Here is a 20,425-nt window from a genome sequence, read left to right on the forward strand (position 1 = left end):
GCTGGCGGCCACGCACCGCGTGAGCTGGAAACTGCTCGCGCGCACCGGCCTGACCACGCGGGAGCTCGTCGACTGGCTCGCCGCCGAGCCGGTCGAGCCGTTCGACGTGGCCGTCACGTCGCTCGGCGTCAACGACGTGACGGGCGGCGTGCCGCCGGCCCGCTGGCAGGCGCAGCAGGCCGAGCTCGTCCGGTTGCTCGCCGCGCGCTTCCGGGTCGGGCACGCGATCCTGTCGGCGGTGCCGCCGATGGAGCGCTTTCCGGCGCTGCCGCAGCCGCTCGCGTGGTATCTCGGGCGGCGCGCGAAACGGCTCAATGCGGCGCTCGCCGGCTGGGCCGGCACGCAGCCGCACTGCACGTTCCTGCGGGTCGACCTGCCGCTCGAACGGCACCTGATGGCCGCCGACGGCTTCCATCCCGGCGCATCGGCGTGCACGGTGTGGGCCGCGCAGGTCGCAGCCGCGGTGCGGCAACGGGCGGGCGGATGATGCGGCACGTTCCCCAGCGGAACGTCGCGGCCCGGCGCGCACCTCGCGCCCAGGGCCGGCCAGCCGTACCGCGCCGCGCACGATCCCGCGCAAAATGCCGGCTTTCCTTGCGCAAGCGCCGCATCGCACCGCGCATTTCGCCCGAACGCGCCGATGCAAGCGGCGGCGCCATGCCAAAATAGCCGGTCGTCTTCGCGCCGTCTCGGCGCGCCATCCTTTAGTTTCCTTCGCAGCCAGGAATTGCCATGTCGTCATTGCTCAGGATTGGTTTGATGGGTTTCGGTTTCGCCGGCGCGACGTTCCACGCGCCCGTGATCGCCACGAGCGGCCGCACGGAAGTCGCCGCGATCGCGACGGGTCAGCCCGATCGCGCGCAGGCTGCGTATCCGGGCGCGCGCGTCGTCCCCGACCTCGACACGCTGCTCGGCCTCGACGACATCGAGTGCGTGGTGATCGCCACGCCGAACGACACGCACTTCGCGCTCGCGCGCCAGGTGCTCGAAGCCGGCCGCCACGTGGTCGTCGACAAGCCCGTCACGCTCACCGCGGATGAGGCACTCGCGCTCGCGCGGCTCGCGAATGCGCGCAGCCGGCTGTTCGCGCCGTTCCACAACCGCCGCTGGGACGGCGACTTCCTCACCGTGCGCGACATCGTCAAATCGGGCGAGCTCGGCCGGGTGACCTGTTTCGAATCGCACTTCGACCGCTTCCGCCCGACGCCGCGCACGCGCTGGCGCGAAGAGCCGGCCCGCGGCGGCGGCCTGCTGCTCGACCTCGGCCCGCACCTGATCGATCAGGCGCTCGCGCTGTTCGGCCTGCCGGAAACGGTGAGCGCGACCGTCAAGGCGCGCCGCGACAACGGCACGGCGCCCGATTTCGTGCACCTGCAGCTCGGCTATCCGGACAAGGACGTCGCGCTGCATGCGAGCGCGCTGTCGGCGATCGAACCCGCGCGCTTCACGCTGCACGGCACGCGCGGCAGCTACCAGAAGTTCGGGCTCGACACGCAGGAAGACCAGCTCAAGGCCGGCCTCACCGCCGACGACGTCGAATTCGGCGGCGGCAACCCGCCCGGCCTGCTGCGCGTGCTCGACGGCGAAGTCGACGTCGAGGTCGAGCGCCCGGTGCCGACGCTCGATGGCCAGTACGCGGAGTTCTACCGCGCGCTCGCCGCATCGATCCGCGACGGCGCGCCGTTCCCCGTCACCGCGCAGGACGCCGTCGACGTGATGACGATCATCGAGCTCGCCGCGCAGAGCGAGCACGACGGCCGCCGGCTGCCGTTCGTGCGCCGCACGATCTGACACCGCGCGCCGGCCGGTGGCGTCCGGCCGGCGCCGATGCAGGGGGATCAGCCGGAACATTCGGTTACAAATGCCGGGGGAACGAAAGTCAGCGGCAGACTGGTCTGATGCGTTTCTCAAAAAAGTCGATCCGACACCAATCCGTCAGGAGAATGTTGATGCAACGGTTGATTCGCGCAGCAGCGTGCTGCGTGCTGGTTTCCTCGCTTGCGGCCTGTATCGTGCAGCCGCAGCAGCCGGTCCGCCCGGCGCCCCCGCCGCGGCCGAATCCGCAGGTCGTCGCGAACGAGCGGATGCAGCAGATCCAGGGCCGGATCGACAACCTGCACCGCCGCATCGATGCACGCGTGAACGGCGGCTACTACCCGCCGCCGTACGGCGCGCAGCTCCATCACCGCCTCGACGTGATCCGCCAGGAATCGAACGACATGTCCGCGCAGCACAGTGGCGGCCTGTCCGGCGACGAGCAGCGCGTGCTGAACCAGGAACTCGACACGGCCGCGCGCGCGATCGGCGAGTAACGCACCGGCGCCCGCCGGAGCGGGAAAAGCGGCGGCACCGGCTGCCGCCGCTTGTCGCGAAGCGACATTCTTTTGCTCAAATTGACAAGGCCCACCCGCTCGCGTACAGTCGCCCGCACGCGTCGGGAGAGCGTGTAACCGGGCTGTTTCAGCTGGTTGCGCCGCCGAAGGGGCACACCCGCAAACTCTCAGGCAAAAGGACCGACCGCGTCGGGGAATCCCGTCCGCGCATTGCGCGGGCCACACTCTCCCCGCACTCTGGAGAGCGGCAGTAGCCCGCAGCGCATCCGCTGCGCGGGCAAGCTGCCCACCGAAGGGGCGCGCGTTCGCCAGGCCTGGCCGGCAGCGCAATCTCTCAGGTATCGAGGACAGAGGGGCATGTACCGGATCGCTCGCAGGCCATCGGCCGCGGTGGTCGGCACATGGCCGTTCTGATCCGCGCGCAAGCGCCTTGCCTGAGGCCTCGATGACTGCACTGAATCACACCCCGCTCAACGCCGCGCACCGCGCGCTCAATGCCCGCATGGTCGACTTCGGCGGCTGGGACATGCCCGTCAACTACGGCTCGCAGATCGAAGAACATGAAGCCGTGCGCACCGACGCCGGCATGTTCGACGTGTCGCACATGTGCGTCGTCGATTTCACCGGCAGCCGCGTGCGCGCATTCTTCGAGCATGCGATCGCGAACAACGTCGGCAAGCTCAAGACGCCCGGCAAGGCCCTCTACTCGTGCCTGCTCAATCCGCAGGGCGGCGTCATCGACGACCTGATCGTCTACTACTTCACCGAAGAATTCTTCCGCGTCGTCGTCAACGCCGGCACGGCCGAGAAAGACATCGCGTGGTTCAACCAGCTGAACGAGCAAGGCGGCTTCGGCGTCACGATCGCGCCGCGCCGCGATTTCGCGATCATCGCCGTTCAAGGCCCGAACGCCCGCGAAAAGGCCTGGACGACGGTGCCCGCCGCGCGTGCCGCCACCAGCGAACTGAAGCCGTTCAACGCCGCGCAGGTCGCCGGCACGCCGTTCGGCGATCTCACCGTCGCGCGCACCGGCTACACCGGTGAAGACGGTTTCGAAGTGATCGTCCCGGCCGTGCACGTCGAAGCGCTGTGGAACGCGCTGCAGCAAAACGGCGTGCGCCCGTGCGGGCTCGGCGCGCGCGACACGCTGCGCCTCGAGGCCGGCATGAACCTGTACGGCCAGGACATGGACGACACCGTCTCGCCGCTCGACGCGGGCCTCGCGTGGACGGTCGATCTCAGCGCACCGCGCGACTTCGTCGGGCGCGCCGCACTGGAAGCCAACGGCACCCGCGCCGCCTTCGTCGGCCTGATCCTGCAGAAGGAAAACGGCAAGGCAGGCGGCGTGCTGCGCGCGCACCAGAAAGTCGTCACGCCACACGGCGAAGGCGAGATCACGAGCGGCACGTTCTCGCCGTCGATGCAGGAATCGATCGCGTTCGCGCGCGTGCCGGCCGCCGTCCAGATCGGCGACCTGGTCCAGGTTCAAATTCGAGACAAGAATCTTCCCGCGCGCGTGGTAAAACTGCCGTTCGTGCGCAACGGCAAGGTCCTCGCTGCGTAACGGCCGGGAGGCCCGCCTCCCGGGAAGCCGGGAGATGGCGCCCGGCGCAACACCACACCCGGCGCGCCCCGGCGGCGCGCCAGCAAAACGAACACACCCTTTTATCAGGAGCATCCGATGAGCAACGTCCCGGCCGATCTGAAATACACCGACGAACACGAATGGATCCGCACCGAGGCGGACGGCACGCTGACGGTCGGCATCACCGATCACGCGCAGAGCACGCTCGGCGACATCGTCTTCCTCGAACTGCCGCAAGTCGGCAAGTCGGTGACGGCGGGCGACGCCGTCGGCGTCGTCGAATCGGTGAAGGCCGCATCCGACATCTACTCGCCGGTGTCCGGCGAGGTCGTCGCGATCAACGAAGATGCCGCCAATTCGCCGGAAGAAGTGAATAGCGACGCGTACGGCGTGTGGCTGTTCAAGATCAAGCTCGCGGCCGGCACGTCGACCGACAAGCTGATCGACGCTGACGCGTACAGCAAGCTGATCGACTAATTTCCCTGAATCGCGCGGGACGGGGCAGCCACCCTGCCCCGCGCGGAACCCGGGCCGGCGTCAAGGCGCCGCCCCGGGTCGACCGCAAAGCATGGGGCCCGAGTCGGCGCTGAAGCGCCAGCCTGGGCCGACCAAGGAACGCCATGAAGCTCGAACACCCGGACCGCCTGATGAACCGCACGCCCCTCTCGCTCGCCGCGCTCGAAACGCACGACGCGTTCGCCGAACGCCACATCGGCCCCGACGCCGCCAGCCAGCAGGCCATGCTCGACACGCTCGGCTTCCCGTCGCGCGCCGCCCTGATCGACGCCGTGATCCCGGCCTCGATCCGCCGCGCCGAAACGCTGCCGCTTGGCCCGTTCGCGCAGCCGAAGAGCGAGGCCGAAGCCCTCGCCGCACTGCGTGCGCTCGCAGACAAGAACCAGGTGTTCCGCTCGTATATCGGTCAGGGTTACCACGACACGCACACGCCGGCCGTCATCCTGCGCAACGTGCTCGAAAACCCGGCGTGGTACACGGCCTACACGCCGTACCAGCCCGAAATTTCCCAGGGTCGCCTCGAGGCGCTCCTGAACTTCCAGCAGATGGTCGCCGACCTGACGGGCCTCGCGATCTCGAACGCGTCGCTGCTCGACGAAGCCACCGCCGCCGCCGAAGCGATGACGCTGCTGCAGCGCACCGGCAAGCCGACGTCGAACGTGTTCTACGTCGCCGACGACGTGCTGCCGCAAACGCTCGAAGTGATCCGCACGCGCGCGCTGCCGGTCGGCATCGAGGTCAAGACCGGCCCGGCCGCCGACGCCGCGCAAGCGAATGCATTCGGCGTGCTGCTGCAGTACCCGGGCGTGAACGGCGACGTGCGCGACTACCGCGCGCTCACCGAAGCGATCCACGCGGCCGGCGGCCACGTGGTCGTCGCGGCCGACCTGCTCGCGCTGACCGTGCTCACGCCGCCGGGCGACTGGGGCGCGGACGTCGCGATCGGCAACACGCAGCGCTTCGGCGTGCCGATGGGCTTCGGCGGCCCGCACGCCGCCTATCTCGCGGTGCGTGACGAATTCAAGCGCCAGATGCCGGGCCGCCTCGTCGGCGTGACGGTCGACGCGCAGGGCAAGCCCGCGCTGCGCCTCGCGCTGCAGACGCGCGAACAGCACATCCGCCGCGAGAAGGCCACGTCGAACGTGTGTACCGCGCAGGCGCTGCTCGCGATCATGGCCAGCATGTACGCGGTCTACCACGGCCCGCACGGCCTGAAGACGATCGCGCTGCGCGTGAACCGCATCGCGGCGCTGCTCGCCGCCGGCGTGAAGCAGCTCGGCTTCGCGACCGTCAACGACACGTTCTTCGACACGCTGACGATCGACACCGGTGCGCGCACCGCGCAGGTTCACGAATACGCGAAGGCGAAGCGCATCAACCTGCGCCGCGTGAGCGACACGCAAGTCGGCGTGTCGGTCGACGAAACGACGACGCGCGACGACCTCGCCGATCTCCTCGCCGTGTTCGCGCAAGCCGCGGGCGGCACCGCACCGGCCGTCGACGCGCTGGACGCGGGCCTCGCCGGCGTCCCCGCGCTGCCGGCCGGCCTCGAGCGCACGAGCGCGTACCTGACGCACCACGTGTTCAACCGCCACCATTCCGAAACCGAAATGCTGCGCTACCTGCGCAGCCTGTCGGACAAGGATCTCGCGCTCGACCGCTCGATGATCCCGCTCGGCTCGTGCACGATGAAGCTGAACGCGACGTCGGAAATGCTGCCCGTCACGTGGCCCGAATTCGGCGGCATCCACCCGTTCGCGCCGGCCGACCAGACCGTCGGCTACCGCGAGATGATCGACCAGCTCGAGCAGATGCTCGTCGCGGCCACCGGCTACGCGGCCGTGTCGCTGCAGCCGAACGCGGGCTCGCAGGGCGAGTACGCGGGCCTGCTGATCATCCACGCTTACCACGCGTCGCGCGGCGAAGCCCATCGCGACGTGTGCCTGATCCCGGCGTCCGCCCACGGCACGAACCCGGCATCGGCGCACATGGCCGGCATGAAGGTCGTGGTCGTTGCATGCGACGCGCAGGGCAACGTCGACATCGCCGATCTGAAGGCGAAGGCCGACGCGCACGCGAAGGACCTCGCGGCAATCATGATCACGTATCCGTCGACGCACGGCGTGTTCGAGCAGAACGTCCGCGAGATCTGCGAGATCGTCCATGCGCACGGCGGCCAGGTGTACGTCGACGGCGCGAACATGAACGCGATGGTCGGCCTGACCGCGCCGGGCCAGTTCGGCGGCGACGTGTCGCACCTGAACCTGCACAAGACCTTCTGCATCCCGCACGGCGGTGGCGGCCCGGGCGTCGGTCCGGTCGCGGTCGGCGCGCACCTCGCGAAGTTCCTGCCGAACCAGCGTTCGACCGGCTACACGCGTGAAGAAGACGGCATCGGTGCGGTATCGGCCGCGCCGTACGGCTCGGCGTCGATCCTGCCGATCTCGTGGATGTACATCGCGATGATGGGCGCGAAGAACCTGACCGCCGCGACGGAAACCGCGATCCTCAACGCGAACTACATCGCGAAGCGCCTCGCGCCGCACTACCCGGTGCTGTATTCGGGCCCGGGCGGGCTGGTCGCGCACGAATGCATTCTCGACCTGCGTCCGATCAAGGAATCGAGCGGCATCACCGTCGACGACGTCGCGAAGCGCCTGATGGACTACGGGTTCCACGCGCCGACGATGAGCTTCCCGGTCCCGGGCACGCTGATGGTCGAGCCGACCGAATCGGAATCGCAGGAAGAACTCGACCGCTTCATTGCCGCGATGATCGCGATCCGCGACGAAATCCGCGCAGTCGAGGAAGGCCGTGCCGACCGCGAGGACAACCCGCTGCGTCACGCACCGCACACGGCGGCCGTCGTCACCGCGAACGAATGGCCGCACGCGTACTCGCGCGAGCAGGCTGCGTACCCGGTCGCCTCGCTGGGCACGAACAAGTACTGGCCGCCGGTCGGCCGCGCGGACAACGTCTACGGCGACCGCAACCTGTTCTGCTCGTGCGTGCCGATGTCGGATTACGCGTAACGCGCGCCAGGCCAGGAGCCGCCCGATGGTGACCGCACCGCACGCAACCCGGGTTGCGTGCGGTTTTTTTGTTCGCCGCTCGAACCGGTTCACGTTCGTCCGCCAATCCGGCTAACATCACACGCGATCCAGCCAATGAAGGAGTTCCGCATGGTGCGTCCGATGTTTCCGGGCCATGGTGCAATGCAAGGGCGGCCGCGCGCGCGCCGTGTCGTGCCGATGCTCGTCGCGTCGCTGTCGTTTGCCGCCGCCGGCCTCGGCGCGTCCGGCAGCGCGCGCGCGGCGATGAATTTCTGCGCGGCGCCGGCACTGCAGGCGAGCGAGACGACACAGGCCGAGCCGGGCATCCAGGCGCTGATCCGCAGCGTCGACGCGCGCATCGGCGAGCAGCCGAAGGCGATGGCGCGCGTGCACACCGAGGGCACGCTGCCGCACGAAGGCATCTACGACCAGAGTGCCGCCGCGCTGAAGGATCTCGACCTGATGCGCGATGCCGCGCTCGCGTGGCGCGTGACGAACGCGCCGCGCTACCTGCAGCTCGTCGACCGCTTCCTGTCCGCGTGGGTCGCGACCTACCAGCCGAGCTTCAACCCGATCGACGAGACGCGTTTCGAAAGCCTGATCGTCGCGTACGACATGACCGCGAGCGCGCTGCCGGTGAAGACCCGCAACGCGACGGCCGCGTTCATCGCGAAGCTCGGCGCCGGCTACGTCGCGCAGATCGACGCGCAGAAGCGTCCGCTCACGGGCACCTGGCGCAACAACTGGCAGAGCCACCGGATCAAGCTGATCGCGCTGTCCGCGTTCACGCTCGGCGACCGCAAGATGATGAACGCCGCGCAGCGGCTGTTCGTCGAGCATCTCGCCGACAACATCGGCCCGGACGGCAAGACCTGGGACTTCGAGGAACGCGATGCGCTGCATTACGCGGTCTACGACCTGCAGCCGCTGGTGACGGCAGCGCTCGCCGCGCGCCGCTTCAACCGCAACTGGCTGCGCGAACGGGGCGCGAACGGCGCGACGCTCGCGGCCGCGCTTGACTGGCTCGTGCCGTACGCGCTCGGCGAAAAAACGCACGAGGAATTCGTGAATTCGCCGGTGCCGTTCGATGCGAAGCGCCGCGAGGCCGGTTTGCCCGGCTACACGGGGCAGTGGGACCCGAAAAACGCCACCGAACTCTTTCATCTGGCCGCGCGGCTCGACGGGCGCTATGCCCGCGTCGCGCAGCAGCTTTCCCCAACGCCGCCCGCATGGCTCGCCGCGTGCCTGCCGTTGCAGGCGCGCTAGCAATATTCTTAAAGCAAGGCAGGAATCAATATGGCAGTCAGCGTCTTTGACCTCTTCAAGATCGGCATCGGTCCGTCCAGCTCGCATACGGTCGGGCCAATGCGCGCGGCGCTGATGTTCGTCCAGGGACTCGAGCGTGACGGGCAACTCGACGCCACGGCCCACGTGAAGGTCGAGCTGTACGGCTCGCTCGGCGCGACCGGCAAGGGCCACGGCACCGACCGCGGCGTGATGCTCGGCCTGCTCGGCGACGCGCCCGATACCGTCGATCCCGACACGATCGACGCGCGGCTGGAAGACGTCCGCAAATCGAAGCAGCTCGCGCTGCTGGGCACGCATCCGGTGCCGTTCGTGCTGAAGGAGAACATCGCGTTCTACCGCCAGGCGCTGCCCGAGCACCCGAACGGGATGAAACTGCGCGCGTCCGACGCGAGCGGCAACGTGCTGGTCGAGCGCACCTACCTGTCGGTCGGCGGCGGCTTCGTCGTGACGGCCGGCGCACCGAACACGAAGGTGCTGAGCGCGGCCGAGCAGATGACCCACCCGTTCCGCACCGGCGCCGAGCTGCTCGCGCTGACCGAGTCGACCGGCAAGTCGATCGCGCAGCTGATGTGGGAAAACGAGCGCGCGTGGCATACCGAGGAAGAGACGCGCGACGGCCTGCTGAAGATCTGGGCCGTGATGCAATCGTGCGTGTCGCGCGGCTGCGGGATCGGCAACCCGGAAGCCGACGGCAACCTGCCCGGCCCGTTCCAGGTCAAGCGCCGCGCGCCGCAGTTGTACCGCACGCTGACGGGCAGCCCCGAGCGCGCGCTGCAGGACCCGCTGTCGATGATCGACTGGATCAACCTGTACGCGATCGCGGTCAACGAGGAAAACGCGGCCGGCGGCCGCGTCGTCACCGCGCCGACCAACGGCGCGGCCGGCATCATCCCGGCCGTGCTGCACTACTACACGCGCTTCACGCCCGGTGCGAACGAACAGGGCGTGATCGACTTCCTGTTGACGGCCGCCGCGATCGGCATTCTTTACAAGCTCAACGCGTCGATTTCGGGTGCGGAAGTCGGTTGCCAGGGCGAAGTGGGCGTCGCGTGCTCGATGGCGGCCGGCGCGCTGGCGGCCGTGCTCGGCGGCACGCCGCAGCAGGTCGAGAACGCGGCCGAAATCGGGATGGAACACAACCTCGGCCTCACCTGCGACCCGGTCGGCGGGATGGTGCAGATCCCCTGCATCGAGCGCAACGCGATGGCGTCGGTGAAGGCAGTCAACGCGGCGCGCATGGCGCTGCGCGGCGACGGCTCGCACTATGTGTCGCTCGACTCCGTGATCAAGACGATGCGCGAAACGGGCGCCGACATGAAGACGAAGTACAAGGAAACGTCGCGCGGCGGGCTCGCGGTGAATATCGTCGAGTGCTGATGCGGGATCCGATGGTCATGGGGACACTCCGCGTCTCGCATGACCATCGGGTGCAAAATCACCCATCCTTGCGTTCGGCCTGCTTCTGGTCGCGATGCCCATCGGCCATGAAATCCGGCCCGAATTTCGCGAATTTCTCGAGCACATGGGTCAAAGGCCGTCGCACCGGCCGAATACGGATCTCGTCGCCGACGCGCTTGATTTCCAGCTCGATATCGCTGCGTTCATAGGCGAGGTCGGCAGGAATTTGCACGGCCTGCGCGTTGCCATTCCGAAATACCTTTGTGGTGTACATGTCTTTCTCCCACATCCGGATGTACCGGAGATATCCGTTAAATCATGCAGTCGATGATGTACGTCCAGGCGCGCGCATGGTCATCCACCCGGCATCGATTCGAAAACACACGCCGCCCCGGCAGTCTTCTCCGTTCCGGGCGTGGCCCCACCCACACCTGGTGAATCAGCCCGTGCAGATACCGCATCACGGCCACTGCCGTCGTGCATGCAACACACGAAGGATCTCCACGACGCCCTCGGCCGGCCGGATGCGATACACGACCACATAGTTCGGCGCGATCACCAGCTCGCGCGTGCCGGCCACCCACCCTTGCCGATACAACTCGGCGTGAGCCGGTAACGCCGCCGCCCTTTGTTCCAGCAGTTCGTCGAGTTCGAGCGCGGCCAGCGGGTCATTCTCGGCGATGTAGTCCATGATCGCGGCGCGATCCTCGTACGCCTTCGGATTCCAGTGCAGCTCGAGGGTCAAGAAGCATCCCCGCGCCTGCCCGCGAGTCGCTCACGCAGCGCCGCACGGCGCGACGCGAAGTCGGCGCTGACTTCGGCGTCGAGAATCGACGCACGCGGATCGTCCAGCGCCTGCTGAACCTGTTCGCGAAACCAGCGGTCGTGGGCTGCGGCCTCGTGCGCCGCCTTCAACGCGGCTGAACGATCGGGCCTGGCCGCCCGACCGGCCGCATCCGGATCGAACGTCGATGCATCCACGTCGAACCGGCTGATGCCGATGTCTCGCAGAAAGCCGACCAGCGTTTCGAAACGGCGAAACACCCGCACGTCGCCGCGCTTGGCCGACAGGAAGCGTTCGTTCGCACCGCAACGGGCCGACAGCGCCCAGCCGTTGCCGCAACCGACCACGCGGGCCGCGCACACCGCGCCGGCTTCGACCAACTCCGTTAGTGTCTTTTGATCGATCGTTTCGGTCGTCATGGCGATTCTCGCCCCCCTTTCTTCGCTCATTCTCTAAAATTTTACTATTGAATGGCATCCCATTTTATTGTTATTTGGGATGCCTGCGTACCGGATCGAGACAAGCGTCAGGTCTACGTCCCTGGCGCTCACTTTCCGCCGTCACGCAAGCGTGCACAAGCTGGCCAATCGGCCAGCCGACGCCGAACCGCTCACCGTTCCGACACTTTTCACCGGCCGGCATACCGACGCCCGGCCAACCGGCGTAAGCTGTACGTCCCGCTACCCAGGGAGACGGCAGCCCATGTCGCATTCCAAGGATCTCGAGCAGCCCGCCACTACCGGCGCGCGACTGCTCGTCGATGCGTTGCTCGCCAATCACGTCGAACGCGTGTTCTGCGTGCCGGGCGAGAGTTTCCTCGCCGTACTCGATGCGCTGGCGGACGACACCGCGCGCATCCAGACGGTCGTCTGCCGCCACGAGGCGGCCGCCGCGAACATGGCCGAGGCCGTCGGCAAGCTCACCGGCCGACCCGGCATCGCGTTCGTCACACGCGGGCCCGGCGCGACCCACGCGTCGATCGGCGTGCACACCGCGTTCCAGGATTCGACGCCGATGATCCTGTTCGTCGGTCAGTGCGCACGCGAGCACCTCGACCGCGAAGCCTTCCAGGAAATCGACTATCGGCGGATGTTCGGCCAGATGGCGAAATGGGTCGCGCAGATCGACGACCCGCGCCGCATTCCCGAATACCTGAGCCACGCGTTCCATGTCGCGACGTCCGGCCGTCCCGGCCCGGTCGTGCTCGCGCTGCCGGAAGACGTGCTGTCCGAAGCGTGCGCGCCGCAGCCGGTCGTGCCGGCTGCGAAACGCGTCGCGGCCGCGCCGTCGGCCGCGCAGCTCGACGAACTGCGCGAGCGGCTCGCGCGCGCGGAACGGCCGTTCGCGATCGTCGGCGGCAGCGGCTGGACACCCGACGCGTGCGCGAACCTGCGCACCTTCGTCGAGCGCTGGCAGTTGCCGGTGGCCTGCGCGTTCCGCTACCAGGACACGATCGACAACGCGCACCCGAACTACGCGGGCGACGTCGGGCTCGGGATCAACCCCGCGCTCGCGAAGCGCATCCGCGACGCCGACCTGCTGCTCGTGATCGGGCCGCGCCTCGGCGAAGCGACGACCGGCGGCTACACGCTGCTCGACATCCCGAAGACGCGCCAGACGCTGATCCACGTGCATCAGGGTGCGGACGAGCTTGGCCGCGTGTATGCGGCCGACCTGCCGATCGTGTCGGGCATGCCCGAAATCGCCGCGCCGCTCGCCGCGCTCGAGCCGCCCGAACACCCCCCATGGGCCGGCACCGCTGCCGACGCGCATCGCGCGTATCGCGAATGGCATGCGCCGCTGCCGATGCCCGGCGACGTCCAGCTCGGCGACGTGATGGTGCAGCTGCGCGAGCGCCTGCCGCATGACGCGATCCTCACCAACGGCGCCGGCAACTATGCGATCTGGCTGCATCGCCACTTCGCGTACCGGCACTTCCGCTCGCAGCTCGCGCCGACCAGCGGCGCGATGGGCTACGGCGTGCCGGCCGCGCTTGCCGCGAAGTCGCTGTACCCGTCGCGCGCCGTCGTCGCGCTCGCGGGTGACGGCTGCTTCATGATGGCCGGCAACGAGCTCGCGACCGCGATGCAGTACGGGCTGAACATCGTCGTGATCGTCGTCAACAACGGGCATTTCGGCACGATCCGCATGCATCAGGAGCGCAACTACCCGGGGCGCGTGCATGGCACGGGGCTCACGAATCCCGATTTCGCCGCGTATGCGCGCGCGTTCGGCGCGCATGGCGAGACCGTCGAGCGCACCGCCGATTTCGCGCCCGCGCTCGAACGCGCGCTGACCAGCGGGCTGCCCGCGCTGATCGAGATCCGCATCCCGCAGGACGCCAGCACGCCGGCCGCGACGCTCGAACAGATCCGCGAGCAGGGCCGCCGCGCGCGCGGCGGATGACGGTGGACACGCGCATCGCGCCGCCCGGCGTCGCGCTGTCGCACGACGACGCACTCACGTTCCCCGGCACGCTGCTCGCGCCGGATGGCACGCTCGTCGCGCCTTATGACCTGGAACACGGTGGCGCGCGTGCCGTCGGCCACGTGCCGGCCGCACCCGCGCGCGGGCTGCTGCACGCCGCGCACCGGCCGTTCAGGCTCGACTACGACAGCGCACGGCACGTACACGTGATCAACGGGATGGGCGTCACGCTCGGCGATTCGGTGATCGGGCTCACGGCCCTCGGCGCGCTGCGCGCCGCGCACCCGGGCCTGCACTTCACGCTGTATCGACCGGCCTGCGCGCCGGGTTATGTCGAGGCGCTGTATGCGCTCGCTGCCGACAGCGTCGCGCCGTCGCGCGCACTGCCGTACCCCGCCGGCGCGCTGCCGGCGGACGCGCCGTGCATCGACGTCGGCAATCACCTGTACTGGCCCGCGTTCGCGCGGCTGCCGATGATCGATTTCTTCCTCGACGCGCTCGGCGTGGAGCCCGCGTCGGTGCCGGCGTCGGCCAAGCGCAACCGCTGGCTCGCGCAGTTGCCGCTGCCTGCGTTGCCTGCGCGATGGCAGCGCCCGTACGTGCTGTTCTGCGCGACCGCGAGCACCGCGTTGCGCAGCGTGCCGCCGGCACTGCAGGCAACGATCGTCGAGCAGCTCGTGCAGCGCTACGGGTTGCCGGTAGCCGGGTTCTGGCCCGTCGCGCATCCCGCGTATGTCGACGTGAGCGCCCATGCGGCCGGCGGTACGGCTCGGTTCATGGCATGGGTCAAGGGTGCCAGCCTGCTGTTCGCGCCCGACACGGCAGCGCTCCATCTCGCCGACGGTTTCGACGTGCCGACGCTCGCGTGCTTCACGACGATCGGGCCGGCGCTGCGCGTGCGCGACTATCCGCATTGCGTGCCGGTCGCGCTCGATGTGCCCGCCGAGTTGCGCGGGATGCATCGCAGCGAGCGGCCGGCCGATCTCGCGGCTGTCGAGGCCGCCTATCGCGCGATCGACTGGGATGCGCTGGCATGGCCCGCGCCGCGCGAAGCGGCGGCTACGGCCGAATAGGGAAACAGGGCGGCGGCGGCCGGTTGCGAGGCCGAAAGCGTCGCTGCTGCGTGTACGCGCCGCCTGAGCCTGAGCCTGAGCCTGAGCCTGAGCCTGAGCCTGAGCCTGAGCCTGAGCCTGAGCCTGAGCCTGAGCCTGAGCCTGAGCCTGAGCCTGAGCCTGAGTCGATGTCGATGTCGGTGTCAGTGCCGGTGCCTAAGCCGAACCAAGAACCGCTTCGACTACCGCCCCGCGCTCACCCCACCGCCACCATCACCGCGCGATCGCGCAGCGTCTCGGACGGCCGCTTGCCGAACAGCCGCCGGTAATCCGTCGCGAACTGGCTGAGATGCCAGAAGCCCCATGCCTCCGCCACGTCCTGCACCGAACCGGCCGCGCGGCCGCACAGGTCGCGCCGCGCGCCGTTCAGTCGCAACGTGCGCAGATAGGTCGCGGGCGCCATGCCGAGCACGTCCTGGAAGCAGTACTGCAGCGTGCGCCGGCTCACGTGCAACTGCTCGCACAGCTCGGGCACGCCGACCGGGCGCGTGCGGTGCGCAAGCACGTAGTCGCGTGCCTGCTCGACGATCCAGCGGCGCGTCGACGGCGCACGGCCGGCGTCATCGTCGGCCGGTTGCGCGCACACGTCGAACAACGCGGCCAGCACCTCGCCCTGCAGGTCGTCACGCTGCGCATCGGCCAGCGGGCCGGCCATCGCCACCGCACCGTCGAGCCGTCGGCCGAGCAACGCGCACAGGCGCGCGAGCCGCGCATCGCCGACCTGCATCACGCGCTGCGTGAACAGCCGCTCGTCGAGCGCACAGTGCTCGACCTCTTCCGCGTAGTGACGCAGCACGTCGCCGCGCACGACGACGCCGTAGATCGAGAACTGCGCGGGCGTCACCAGTTCGAACTCGACGTTGCCGGGCCGGAACGCGAGCGCACCCGGCCCGATGCGGCACGCATCGACGCGCGCGGTGCCGTCGCTCACGAGCGGAATGCCGAACCAGTATGCGTCGCCGCGCACCTCGCACGCCTGGCGCAGCAGGTGGCTCGTCGATTCGCGAAACAGCTTCATCGTGTCGAGCGGCAGCTCGGTCAGCGTGCCGACGAAGCGGCCGGCCGCGAGCTGGTCGTAGGTCTGCCGCCAGCCGATCAGGTTGCGCGCCTGCTCGTCGGCGTCATGCGCGACGCTGACGACCGCCTGCCCGGCCAGCGCATCGTCGCCCTGCGCGTTGCGCCGCGTGTCTTCGGCCGTCGGTTCTTCGCTGCACGCCACGTATTGATCCATCGTGTCCTCCTTCACCTGCCCGGAACCGCACCTGTCACGCAAGTCCCGTGCCGAACCGTGCGCGACCTGCGCAAAGCCCGTCATTCGGCGCCGCGCGGCCTGCGCGCGCCATGTAGGCACACATCCAAACGCCCTGCCGTACGCACTCCGCCAGTGCGGCACGCGCCACGCCGGCGCACCCGGTGCGCGCCGCCCATCCGGAACGATACGCGGCAGCAGGCTAGCCACCGTTCGCGGGCCGCAGCCGCACGACCCGCGTGCCGCAATTGCCATACGTCTGCGCGACCGCCAGCTCGACGATCACACTGCCGGCCGGCCACGGCGCCGCGTCCGCCTCGGACAGATCCGTCCGCAGCGTCGCGCGCCCGTTGATCCGGAAACGGATACCGCGCATGAAATCGACGAACAGCAACCCGACACCGCTGCCATGACACCGCGCCGCATCGATCCGGCCGCCGTCGCCCTCGCCGTACACCGGCAGCACGAAACGCAGCGTCTTCGTATCGATCACGCGCACGACCGGCAGCAGGTCGCCGTTCGCGTCGCGCCGGCTCTGCACGATGTCGCAGGTCACGCCCGCCTGGCCGCCGCACGCCGTGCCGACGAACATGAATGGCTGCGTCTCGATGAACTGCCGCACGCCGATGCTCAGCCGCGTCGTCACGACGTCGCTCATCCGCTCGGCTTCGTCGGCGACGCCGAAACGGTGTTGCGCGTCGAGTTCACCTGCGTGGAACACGGGATGGCGCGGAAAGGATCGGGGCGGTTCTGACATGGGGTTTTACGTCCGGCGCGCCGGCTCGACTTGCCGCGGAAAACGAACGACCATCGGTATCGTTTTCGGCGAAGGCCACGACAATGCGCGGCCGGTACCCGGTTGCAAATGCGAATGGGCGGAAACGGTCAATCTCCGGATCACCGGTTGGCCGCGCGGCACGCATCCGCGCACCCGTGGTCGGCCAGGCAACCACCGTCGCCCGACGCGACACGCACTCGACGACCCTCCGGTGTCCGAAGCTTTGCCGCTCAAGACGGCGCCCCGACCGGCCGACGCATACCGCGCCGCCAGCCGGTCAGGACGCCCACGCGGGATCAGAAGAACCCGAGCGCCTCGGCCTGGTAGCTCACCAGCAGGCACTTCGTCTGCTGATAGTTCGACAGCGCCATCTTGTGCGTCTCGCGGCCGATCCCCGACTGCTTGTAGCCGCCGAACGCCGCATGCGCGGGATACAGGTGGTAGCAGTTGGTCCACACGCGGCCGGCCTCGACCTCGCGGCCCATCCGGTACGCACGCGTGCCGTTGCGCGTCCACACGCCCGCGCCGAGCCCGTAGAACGTGTCGTTCGCGAGTTCGATCGCGTCCTGCTCGTCCTTGAACGTCATCACCGACGCGACCGGCCCGAAGATCTCTTCCTGGAACACGCGCATCTTGTTGTTGCCGAGCAGCATCGTCGGCTTCACGTAGTAGCCCGTGCCGAGTTCCGCCGCCGGCGCCGTGCGCTCGCCGCCCGTCAGGCATTGCGCGCCTTCGCCGCGGCCGATGTCGATGTACGACAGGATCTTGTCGAGCTGCTGCTGCGAGGCCTGCGCGCCGATCATCGTCTGCAGGTCGAGCGGATGGCCGGCCTTGATGCGCTCGACCCGCGCAACCGCCTTCTCGATGAACTTCTCGTAGATCGATTCCTGGATCAGGATCCGCGACGGGCACGTGCACACTTCGCCCTGGTTCAGCGCGAACATCGCGAGCCCTTCGAGCGCCTTGTCGAGGAACGCATCGTCCTGGTCGAGCACGTCGGCGAAGAAGATGTTCGGGCTCTTGCCGCCTAGTTCGACCGTCGACGGGATCAGGCTGTCGGCTGCGGCGCGCAGGATGTGCTTGCCGACCGGCGTCGAGCCCGTGAACGCGATCTTCGCGATGCGCTTGCTGGTCGCGAGCGCTTCGCCCGCTTCCTTGCCGAAGCCGTTCACGATGTTGATCGTGCCGGCCGGGAACAGGTCGCCGATCAGCTCCATCAGCACCAGCACCGACGCGGGCGTCTGCTCGGCCGGCTTCATCACCACGCAGCAGCCGGCCGCGAGCGCCGGCGCGAGCTTCCATGCGGCCATCAGCAGCGGGAAGTTCCACGGGATGATCTGGCCGACGACACCGAGCGGTTCGTGGAAGTGATACGCGACGGTGTTGTCGTCGATTTCGGAGATGCCGCCTTCCTGCGCGCGGATGCAGCCCGCGAAGTAGCGGAAGTGGTCGATCGCGAGCGGCAGGTCGGCCGCCATCGTCTCGCGCAGCGGCTTGCCGTTGTCGATGGTCTCGGCCACCGCCAGCAGCTTCAGGTTCTTTTCCATCCGGTCGGCGGCGGCGAGCAGCAGGTTCGCGCGCTCGGCGACCGACGTCTTGCCCCACTTGCGGCGCGCGGCGTGCGCGGCGTCGAGCGCGAGCTCGATGTCGTCGGCGCCCGAGCGCGGTATGCGACAGAACGGCTGGCCGTTGATCGGCGACACGTTCTCGAAGTACTCACCTTTCACCGGCGGAACCCACTTGCCGCCGATGTAGTTGTCGTATTGCTGACGGTACGGGTATTCGACGTCGAGGCCCAGTTGCTTCAGGTCAAACGGGTTCATACATGTCTCCTGTTCATCGTGCTTGTGTGAGTACAGCGCCGGTTGGAATTGCGCTGCCCTCGTCTACGCAACATGCGTGCCAAACAGGACGGAAGCACGGCAACCCCGGCCGGCCCGCGTGCGCACCGTGCCGTGTTCACCGACGCAGCATGGCGGGTGTGCCGATTCTGAACAGCATGGTTGCGCAGCGCGCCGGGACGGTGTTCGAAATTTCCACAGTGCGCGAGCGCATCTGCGCGCGGAGGCAGGCCGCGCCGCGTGGCATGTCGCTTGCGTGCGCCCTGCGCATTCCCACGCAACGGCATGTGCGCCGATCAACACCATGAACGACCGCGGCCCCCTGACCGACGACGCCATCGCGTTCATCCGCGAGCAGGCGTTCCTGATCGTCGCGACCGCCGACGCGGCCGGCAACAGCGACTGCTCGTACCGGGGCCGCCAGCCACGCGCGGACGGCTCGCTCGAGCCGCTCGTCGACCTGCCCGACCGCCGCACGCTCGTGCTGCCCGACTTCGCGGGCAACAACCTGTTCAACACGATCGGCAACCTGCTCGTGAATCCGGCCATCGCGCTGCTGTTCGTCGACTTCGTGCGGCAGACGACCTGGCTCGTGCAGGGGCGCGCGACGATCGACGAGGAGGTGGCAAGCCGCGCGTATCTGTGGCCCGATGCGCGGCGCCATGTGGTGGTTGAAGTGGAGCATGCGCAGGCACGGGCGGATGCGGCGCTGCCGCCGCTGGTGCTGGCGTGATGGGCGTGGCGGTTCGTCAGCGTGCGAATGCAGCTGACGTAATGGAAACGACGCGCCGGCCGTCCAGGCCGACGCGCCCCGTGCGCGATGACGCGACGCTCAACGCCCGTGCGTCTCCGCACACGCTGCTTCGATCCGGCTGTGCACCGGCACGTCGGCATGCGTGTGCCCGTCGGTATCGTCGCCCGTTTCGGTAGCCACCCGCCGCCCGCCGAGAAACGCGAACACCACCCCCGCACACAGCACCGTCACGACCGCCAGCCCGATCAACAATCGATCGAACGCGTGCGTGTAGCTCGCGAGCAGCGCAGCATGCCCGACACCCGGCAACACGGCCGCCGCGCCTGCAAGATCGCCGGTCGCGAGCCGCGCCGCCGCACGCAGCGTCGCGTCGGGCGTGCCGGCGGCGCCCGCCGCCTGCGTCAGCCCGGTCCGCGCGAGCCCGGCCAGCACCGCACCGACGATCGCGAGCGCGATCCCCTCGCCGGCCACGCGCGTCGTGCTGAAAATCCCCGTCGCCATCCCCGCGCGCTCCTTCGGCACGACGCTCACCGACAGCCCGTCCATCAGCCCCCACGGCATCCCGGCCCCGATGCCGATCGTCACCATCGGTGCGATCGCCGCGAGCCCCGCGCCGCTGCGCAGCGCGATGCCCAGCCACACGAGCCCGGCCGCCGCGATCAGGAGCCCAAGCCCCGAGATCACGCCCGCCGACAGCCAGCGTGTGAGCGTCGCCGCGATGAACGGCACGACCAGCATCGGCGCGGAAATCGCGAGCATCAGCCAGCCGGCGTCGATCTCGCTGAAGCCGTCGATGCCGATGAAGCGCAGCGGCAGCACGACGAGCAGCACGATGTAGCAGCAGCAGGTCGACACCGGCAGCACCTGCACGCCGACGAAGCGCGCGATCCGGAACAGCGACAGGTCGAGCATCGGCCGCGCGACGCGCGTCTCGATCGCGACGAACGCACACGCGCCGAGCGCCGCGCCGGCCAGCAGCGCGATCACCAGCGGGCTCGACCAGCCGCGCGCGGGCGCCTCGATCACGCCGAACGTAAACAGCGTCAGCGCGGTGGTGAACGCGGCCGTGCCGGGCCAGTCGAGCCCCGTCGCGTGCGGGTCGCGCGACTCGTGCATGCGTGGCAGCCCGAATACGAGCGACAGCCCGCCGGCCACCGCGCTCGCCACGAAGATCGCGCGCCAGCCGACATGCCCGATCAGCGCGCCGGCGAGCACCGGCCCGAACGCGAGCCCGATGCCGAAGGTGGTGCCGAGCAGGCTGAAGGCGCGCGTGCGCGCCGCGCCGTC

General features: G+C 68.9%; 18 protein-coding genes and 2 riboswitches. Of the genes, 11 read left to right on the top strand and 7 right to left on the bottom strand.

Features of this window, described 5'->3' with window-relative positions:
• The 8 genes from F3J15_RS32670 to F3J15_RS32705 form a co-directional block, all read left to right on the top strand.
• Positions 1–487: SGNH/GDSL hydrolase family protein (locus F3J15_RS32670; protein WP_166896362.1), on the top strand; the 487-nt coding region annotated here is incomplete at its 5' end.
• A 245-nt stretch (positions 488–732) separates the two neighbouring features.
• Entirely contained in the window at positions 733–1,791 is a 1,059-nt protein-coding gene (locus F3J15_RS32675; RefSeq protein ID WP_166896364.1) for an oxidoreductase, read from the top strand.
• Positions 1,792–1,949: 158 nt separating this feature from the next.
• Positions 1,950–2,312: a hypothetical protein gene (locus F3J15_RS32680; RefSeq protein ID WP_011350564.1), complete on the top strand. Its 363-nt coding sequence runs from the start codon at positions 1,950–1,952 to the stop codon at positions 2,310–2,312.
• Between the two features lie 113 nt (positions 2,313–2,425).
• Positions 2,426–2,527: riboswitch (glycine riboswitch) on the top strand.
• A gap of 33 nt (positions 2,528–2,560) precedes the next feature.
• Positions 2,561–2,694, top strand: a riboswitch (glycine riboswitch).
• Positions 2,695–2,778: 84 nt separating this feature from the next.
• On the top strand, positions 2,779–3,897 hold the full coding sequence (gene gcvT / locus F3J15_RS32685; protein WP_166896366.1) for a glycine cleavage system aminomethyltransferase GcvT: 1,119 nt from the start codon (positions 2,779–2,781) through the stop codon (positions 3,895–3,897).
• A gap of 117 nt (positions 3,898–4,014) precedes the next feature.
• Positions 4,015–4,395 (top strand): glycine cleavage system protein GcvH, encoded by a 381-nt coding sequence (gcvH, locus tag F3J15_RS32690; protein WP_166896368.1) that lies wholly within the window; start codon positions 4,015–4,017, stop codon positions 4,393–4,395.
• Positions 4,396–4,538: 143 nt separating this feature from the next.
• Positions 4,539–7,466 (top strand): aminomethyl-transferring glycine dehydrogenase, encoded by a 2,928-nt coding sequence (gcvP, locus tag F3J15_RS32695; RefSeq protein ID WP_069246809.1) that lies wholly within the window; start codon positions 4,539–4,541, stop codon positions 7,464–7,466.
• 150 nt (positions 7,467–7,616) lie between these two features.
• Positions 7,617–8,753, top strand: a complete 1,137-nt coding sequence (locus tag F3J15_RS32700; RefSeq protein WP_071335544.1) for an alginate lyase family protein — start codon at positions 7,617–7,619, stop codon at positions 8,751–8,753.
• A gap of 30 nt (positions 8,754–8,783) precedes the next feature.
• Entirely contained in the window at positions 8,784–10,172 is a 1,389-nt protein-coding gene (locus tag F3J15_RS32705) for an L-serine ammonia-lyase (protein WP_047851476.1), read from the top strand.
• 58 nt (positions 10,173–10,230) lie between these two features.
• On the opposite strand, the gene vapB is transcribed toward F3J15_RS32705, so the two are convergent.
• The 3 genes from vapB to F3J15_RS32720 form a co-directional block, all read right to left on the bottom strand.
• Positions 10,231–10,467: a type II toxin-antitoxin system VapB family antitoxin gene (gene vapB, locus F3J15_RS32710; protein WP_069249196.1), complete on the bottom strand. Its 237-nt coding sequence runs from the start codon at positions 10,465–10,467 to the stop codon at positions 10,231–10,233.
• 186 nt (positions 10,468–10,653) lie between these two features.
• Positions 10,654–10,938 (bottom strand): type II toxin-antitoxin system RelE/ParE family toxin, encoded by a 285-nt coding sequence (locus F3J15_RS32715; RefSeq protein ID WP_069246808.1) that lies wholly within the window; start codon positions 10,936–10,938, stop codon positions 10,654–10,656.
• Positions 10,935–11,396 (bottom strand): hypothetical protein, encoded by a 462-nt coding sequence (locus F3J15_RS32720; protein ID WP_069246807.1) that lies wholly within the window; start codon positions 11,394–11,396, stop codon positions 10,935–10,937. The genes F3J15_RS32715 and F3J15_RS32720 overlap by 4 nt, the downstream gene beginning before the upstream one ends.
• A gap of 283 nt (positions 11,397–11,679) precedes the next feature.
• Between F3J15_RS32720 and F3J15_RS32725 the strand changes: the two genes are divergently transcribed.
• Together F3J15_RS32725 and F3J15_RS32730 are read left to right on the top strand one after the other, a co-directional pair.
• The gene (locus F3J15_RS32725; RefSeq protein WP_166896370.1) at positions 11,680–13,383 is read left to right on the top strand and encodes a thiamine pyrophosphate-binding protein; all 1,704 of its coding nucleotides are present in this window, start codon (positions 11,680–11,682) and stop codon (positions 13,381–13,383) included.
• A complete protein-coding gene (locus tag F3J15_RS32730) occupies positions 13,380–14,477 on the top strand; it encodes a glycosyltransferase family 9 protein (RefSeq protein WP_166896372.1) in 1,098 nt (365 codons plus the stop codon). Before F3J15_RS32725 ends, F3J15_RS32730 begins: the two co-directional genes overlap by 4 nt.
• A gap of 235 nt (positions 14,478–14,712) precedes the next feature.
• Here the strand turns inward: F3J15_RS32730 and F3J15_RS32740 are convergent, their stop codons facing one another.
• From F3J15_RS32740 to F3J15_RS32750, 3 genes are all read right to left on the bottom strand, one after another.
• Positions 14,713–15,747: a helix-turn-helix domain-containing protein gene (locus F3J15_RS32740; protein WP_166896374.1), complete on the bottom strand. Its 1,035-nt coding sequence runs from the start codon at positions 15,745–15,747 to the stop codon at positions 14,713–14,715.
• Positions 15,748–15,967: 220 nt separating this feature from the next.
• Complete coding sequence (locus tag F3J15_RS32745) at positions 15,968–16,522, bottom strand: hypothetical protein (protein WP_166896376.1); 555 nt, start codon at positions 16,520–16,522, stop codon at positions 15,968–15,970.
• Positions 16,523–16,839: 317 nt separating this feature from the next.
• Entirely contained in the window at positions 16,840–18,366 is a 1,527-nt protein-coding gene (locus F3J15_RS32750) for an aldehyde dehydrogenase family protein (RefSeq protein WP_089424179.1), read from the bottom strand.
• A gap of 232 nt (positions 18,367–18,598) precedes the next feature.
• Here F3J15_RS32750 and F3J15_RS32755 point away from each other — a divergent pair, with 232 nt between their 5' ends.
• Positions 18,599–19,117, top strand: coding sequence for a pyridoxamine 5'-phosphate oxidase family protein (locus F3J15_RS32755; protein ID WP_205191097.1), 519 nt, complete (start codon positions 18,599–18,601; stop codon positions 19,115–19,117).
• 99 nt (positions 19,118–19,216) lie between these two features.
• On the opposite strand, the gene F3J15_RS32760 is transcribed toward F3J15_RS32755, so the two are convergent.
• A partial coding sequence (locus tag F3J15_RS32760; protein WP_166896378.1) for an MFS transporter occupies positions 19,217–20,425 on the bottom strand: 1,209 nt, incomplete at its 5' end.

The organism is Burkholderia sp. Ap-955 (genome assembly GCF_011753045.1).
Classification (GTDB): Bacteria; Pseudomonadota; Gammaproteobacteria; order Burkholderiales; family Burkholderiaceae; genus Burkholderia; species Burkholderia lata_D.

Excerpts from the sequence above, each read along its gene's own strand:
- F3J15_RS32675 (WP_166896364.1), top strand. The coding sequence starts at position 733 with ATGTCGTCATTGCTCAGGATTGGTTTGATGGGTTTCGGTTTCGCCGGC.
- F3J15_RS32680 (WP_011350564.1), top strand. The coding sequence starts at position 1,950 with ATGCAACGGTTGATTCGCGCAGCAGCGTGCTGCGTGCTGGTTTCCTCG.
- gcvT (WP_166896366.1), top strand. The coding sequence starts at position 2,779 with ATGACTGCACTGAATCACACCCCGCTCAACGCCGCGCACCGCGCGCTC.
- gcvH (WP_166896368.1), top strand. The coding sequence starts at position 4,015 with ATGAGCAACGTCCCGGCCGATCTGAAATACACCGACGAACACGAATGG.
- gcvP (WP_069246809.1), top strand. The coding sequence starts at position 4,539 with ATGAAGCTCGAACACCCGGACCGCCTGATGAACCGCACGCCCCTCTCG.
- F3J15_RS32700 (WP_071335544.1), top strand. The coding sequence starts at position 7,617 with ATGGTGCGTCCGATGTTTCCGGGCCATGGTGCAATGCAAGGGCGGCCG.
- F3J15_RS32705 (WP_047851476.1), top strand. The coding sequence starts at position 8,784 with ATGGCAGTCAGCGTCTTTGACCTCTTCAAGATCGGCATCGGTCCGTCC.
- vapB (WP_069249196.1), bottom strand. The coding sequence starts at position 10,467 with ATGTACACCACAAAGGTATTTCGGAATGGCAACGCGCAGGCCGTGCAA.
- F3J15_RS32720 (WP_069246807.1), bottom strand. The coding sequence starts at position 11,396 with ATGACGACCGAAACGATCGATCAAAAGACACTAACGGAGTTGGTCGAA.
- F3J15_RS32725 (WP_166896370.1), top strand. The coding sequence starts at position 11,680 with ATGTCGCATTCCAAGGATCTCGAGCAGCCCGCCACTACCGGCGCGCGA.
- F3J15_RS32730 (WP_166896372.1), top strand. The coding sequence starts at position 13,380 with ATGACGGTGGACACGCGCATCGCGCCGCCCGGCGTCGCGCTGTCGCAC.
- F3J15_RS32740 (WP_166896374.1), bottom strand. The coding sequence starts at position 15,747 with ATGGATCAATACGTGGCGTGCAGCGAAGAACCGACGGCCGAAGACACG.
- F3J15_RS32745 (WP_166896376.1), bottom strand. The coding sequence starts at position 16,522 with ATGTCAGAACCGCCCCGATCCTTTCCGCGCCATCCCGTGTTCCACGCA.
- F3J15_RS32750 (WP_089424179.1), bottom strand. The coding sequence starts at position 18,366 with ATGAACCCGTTTGACCTGAAGCAACTGGGCCTCGACGTCGAATACCCG.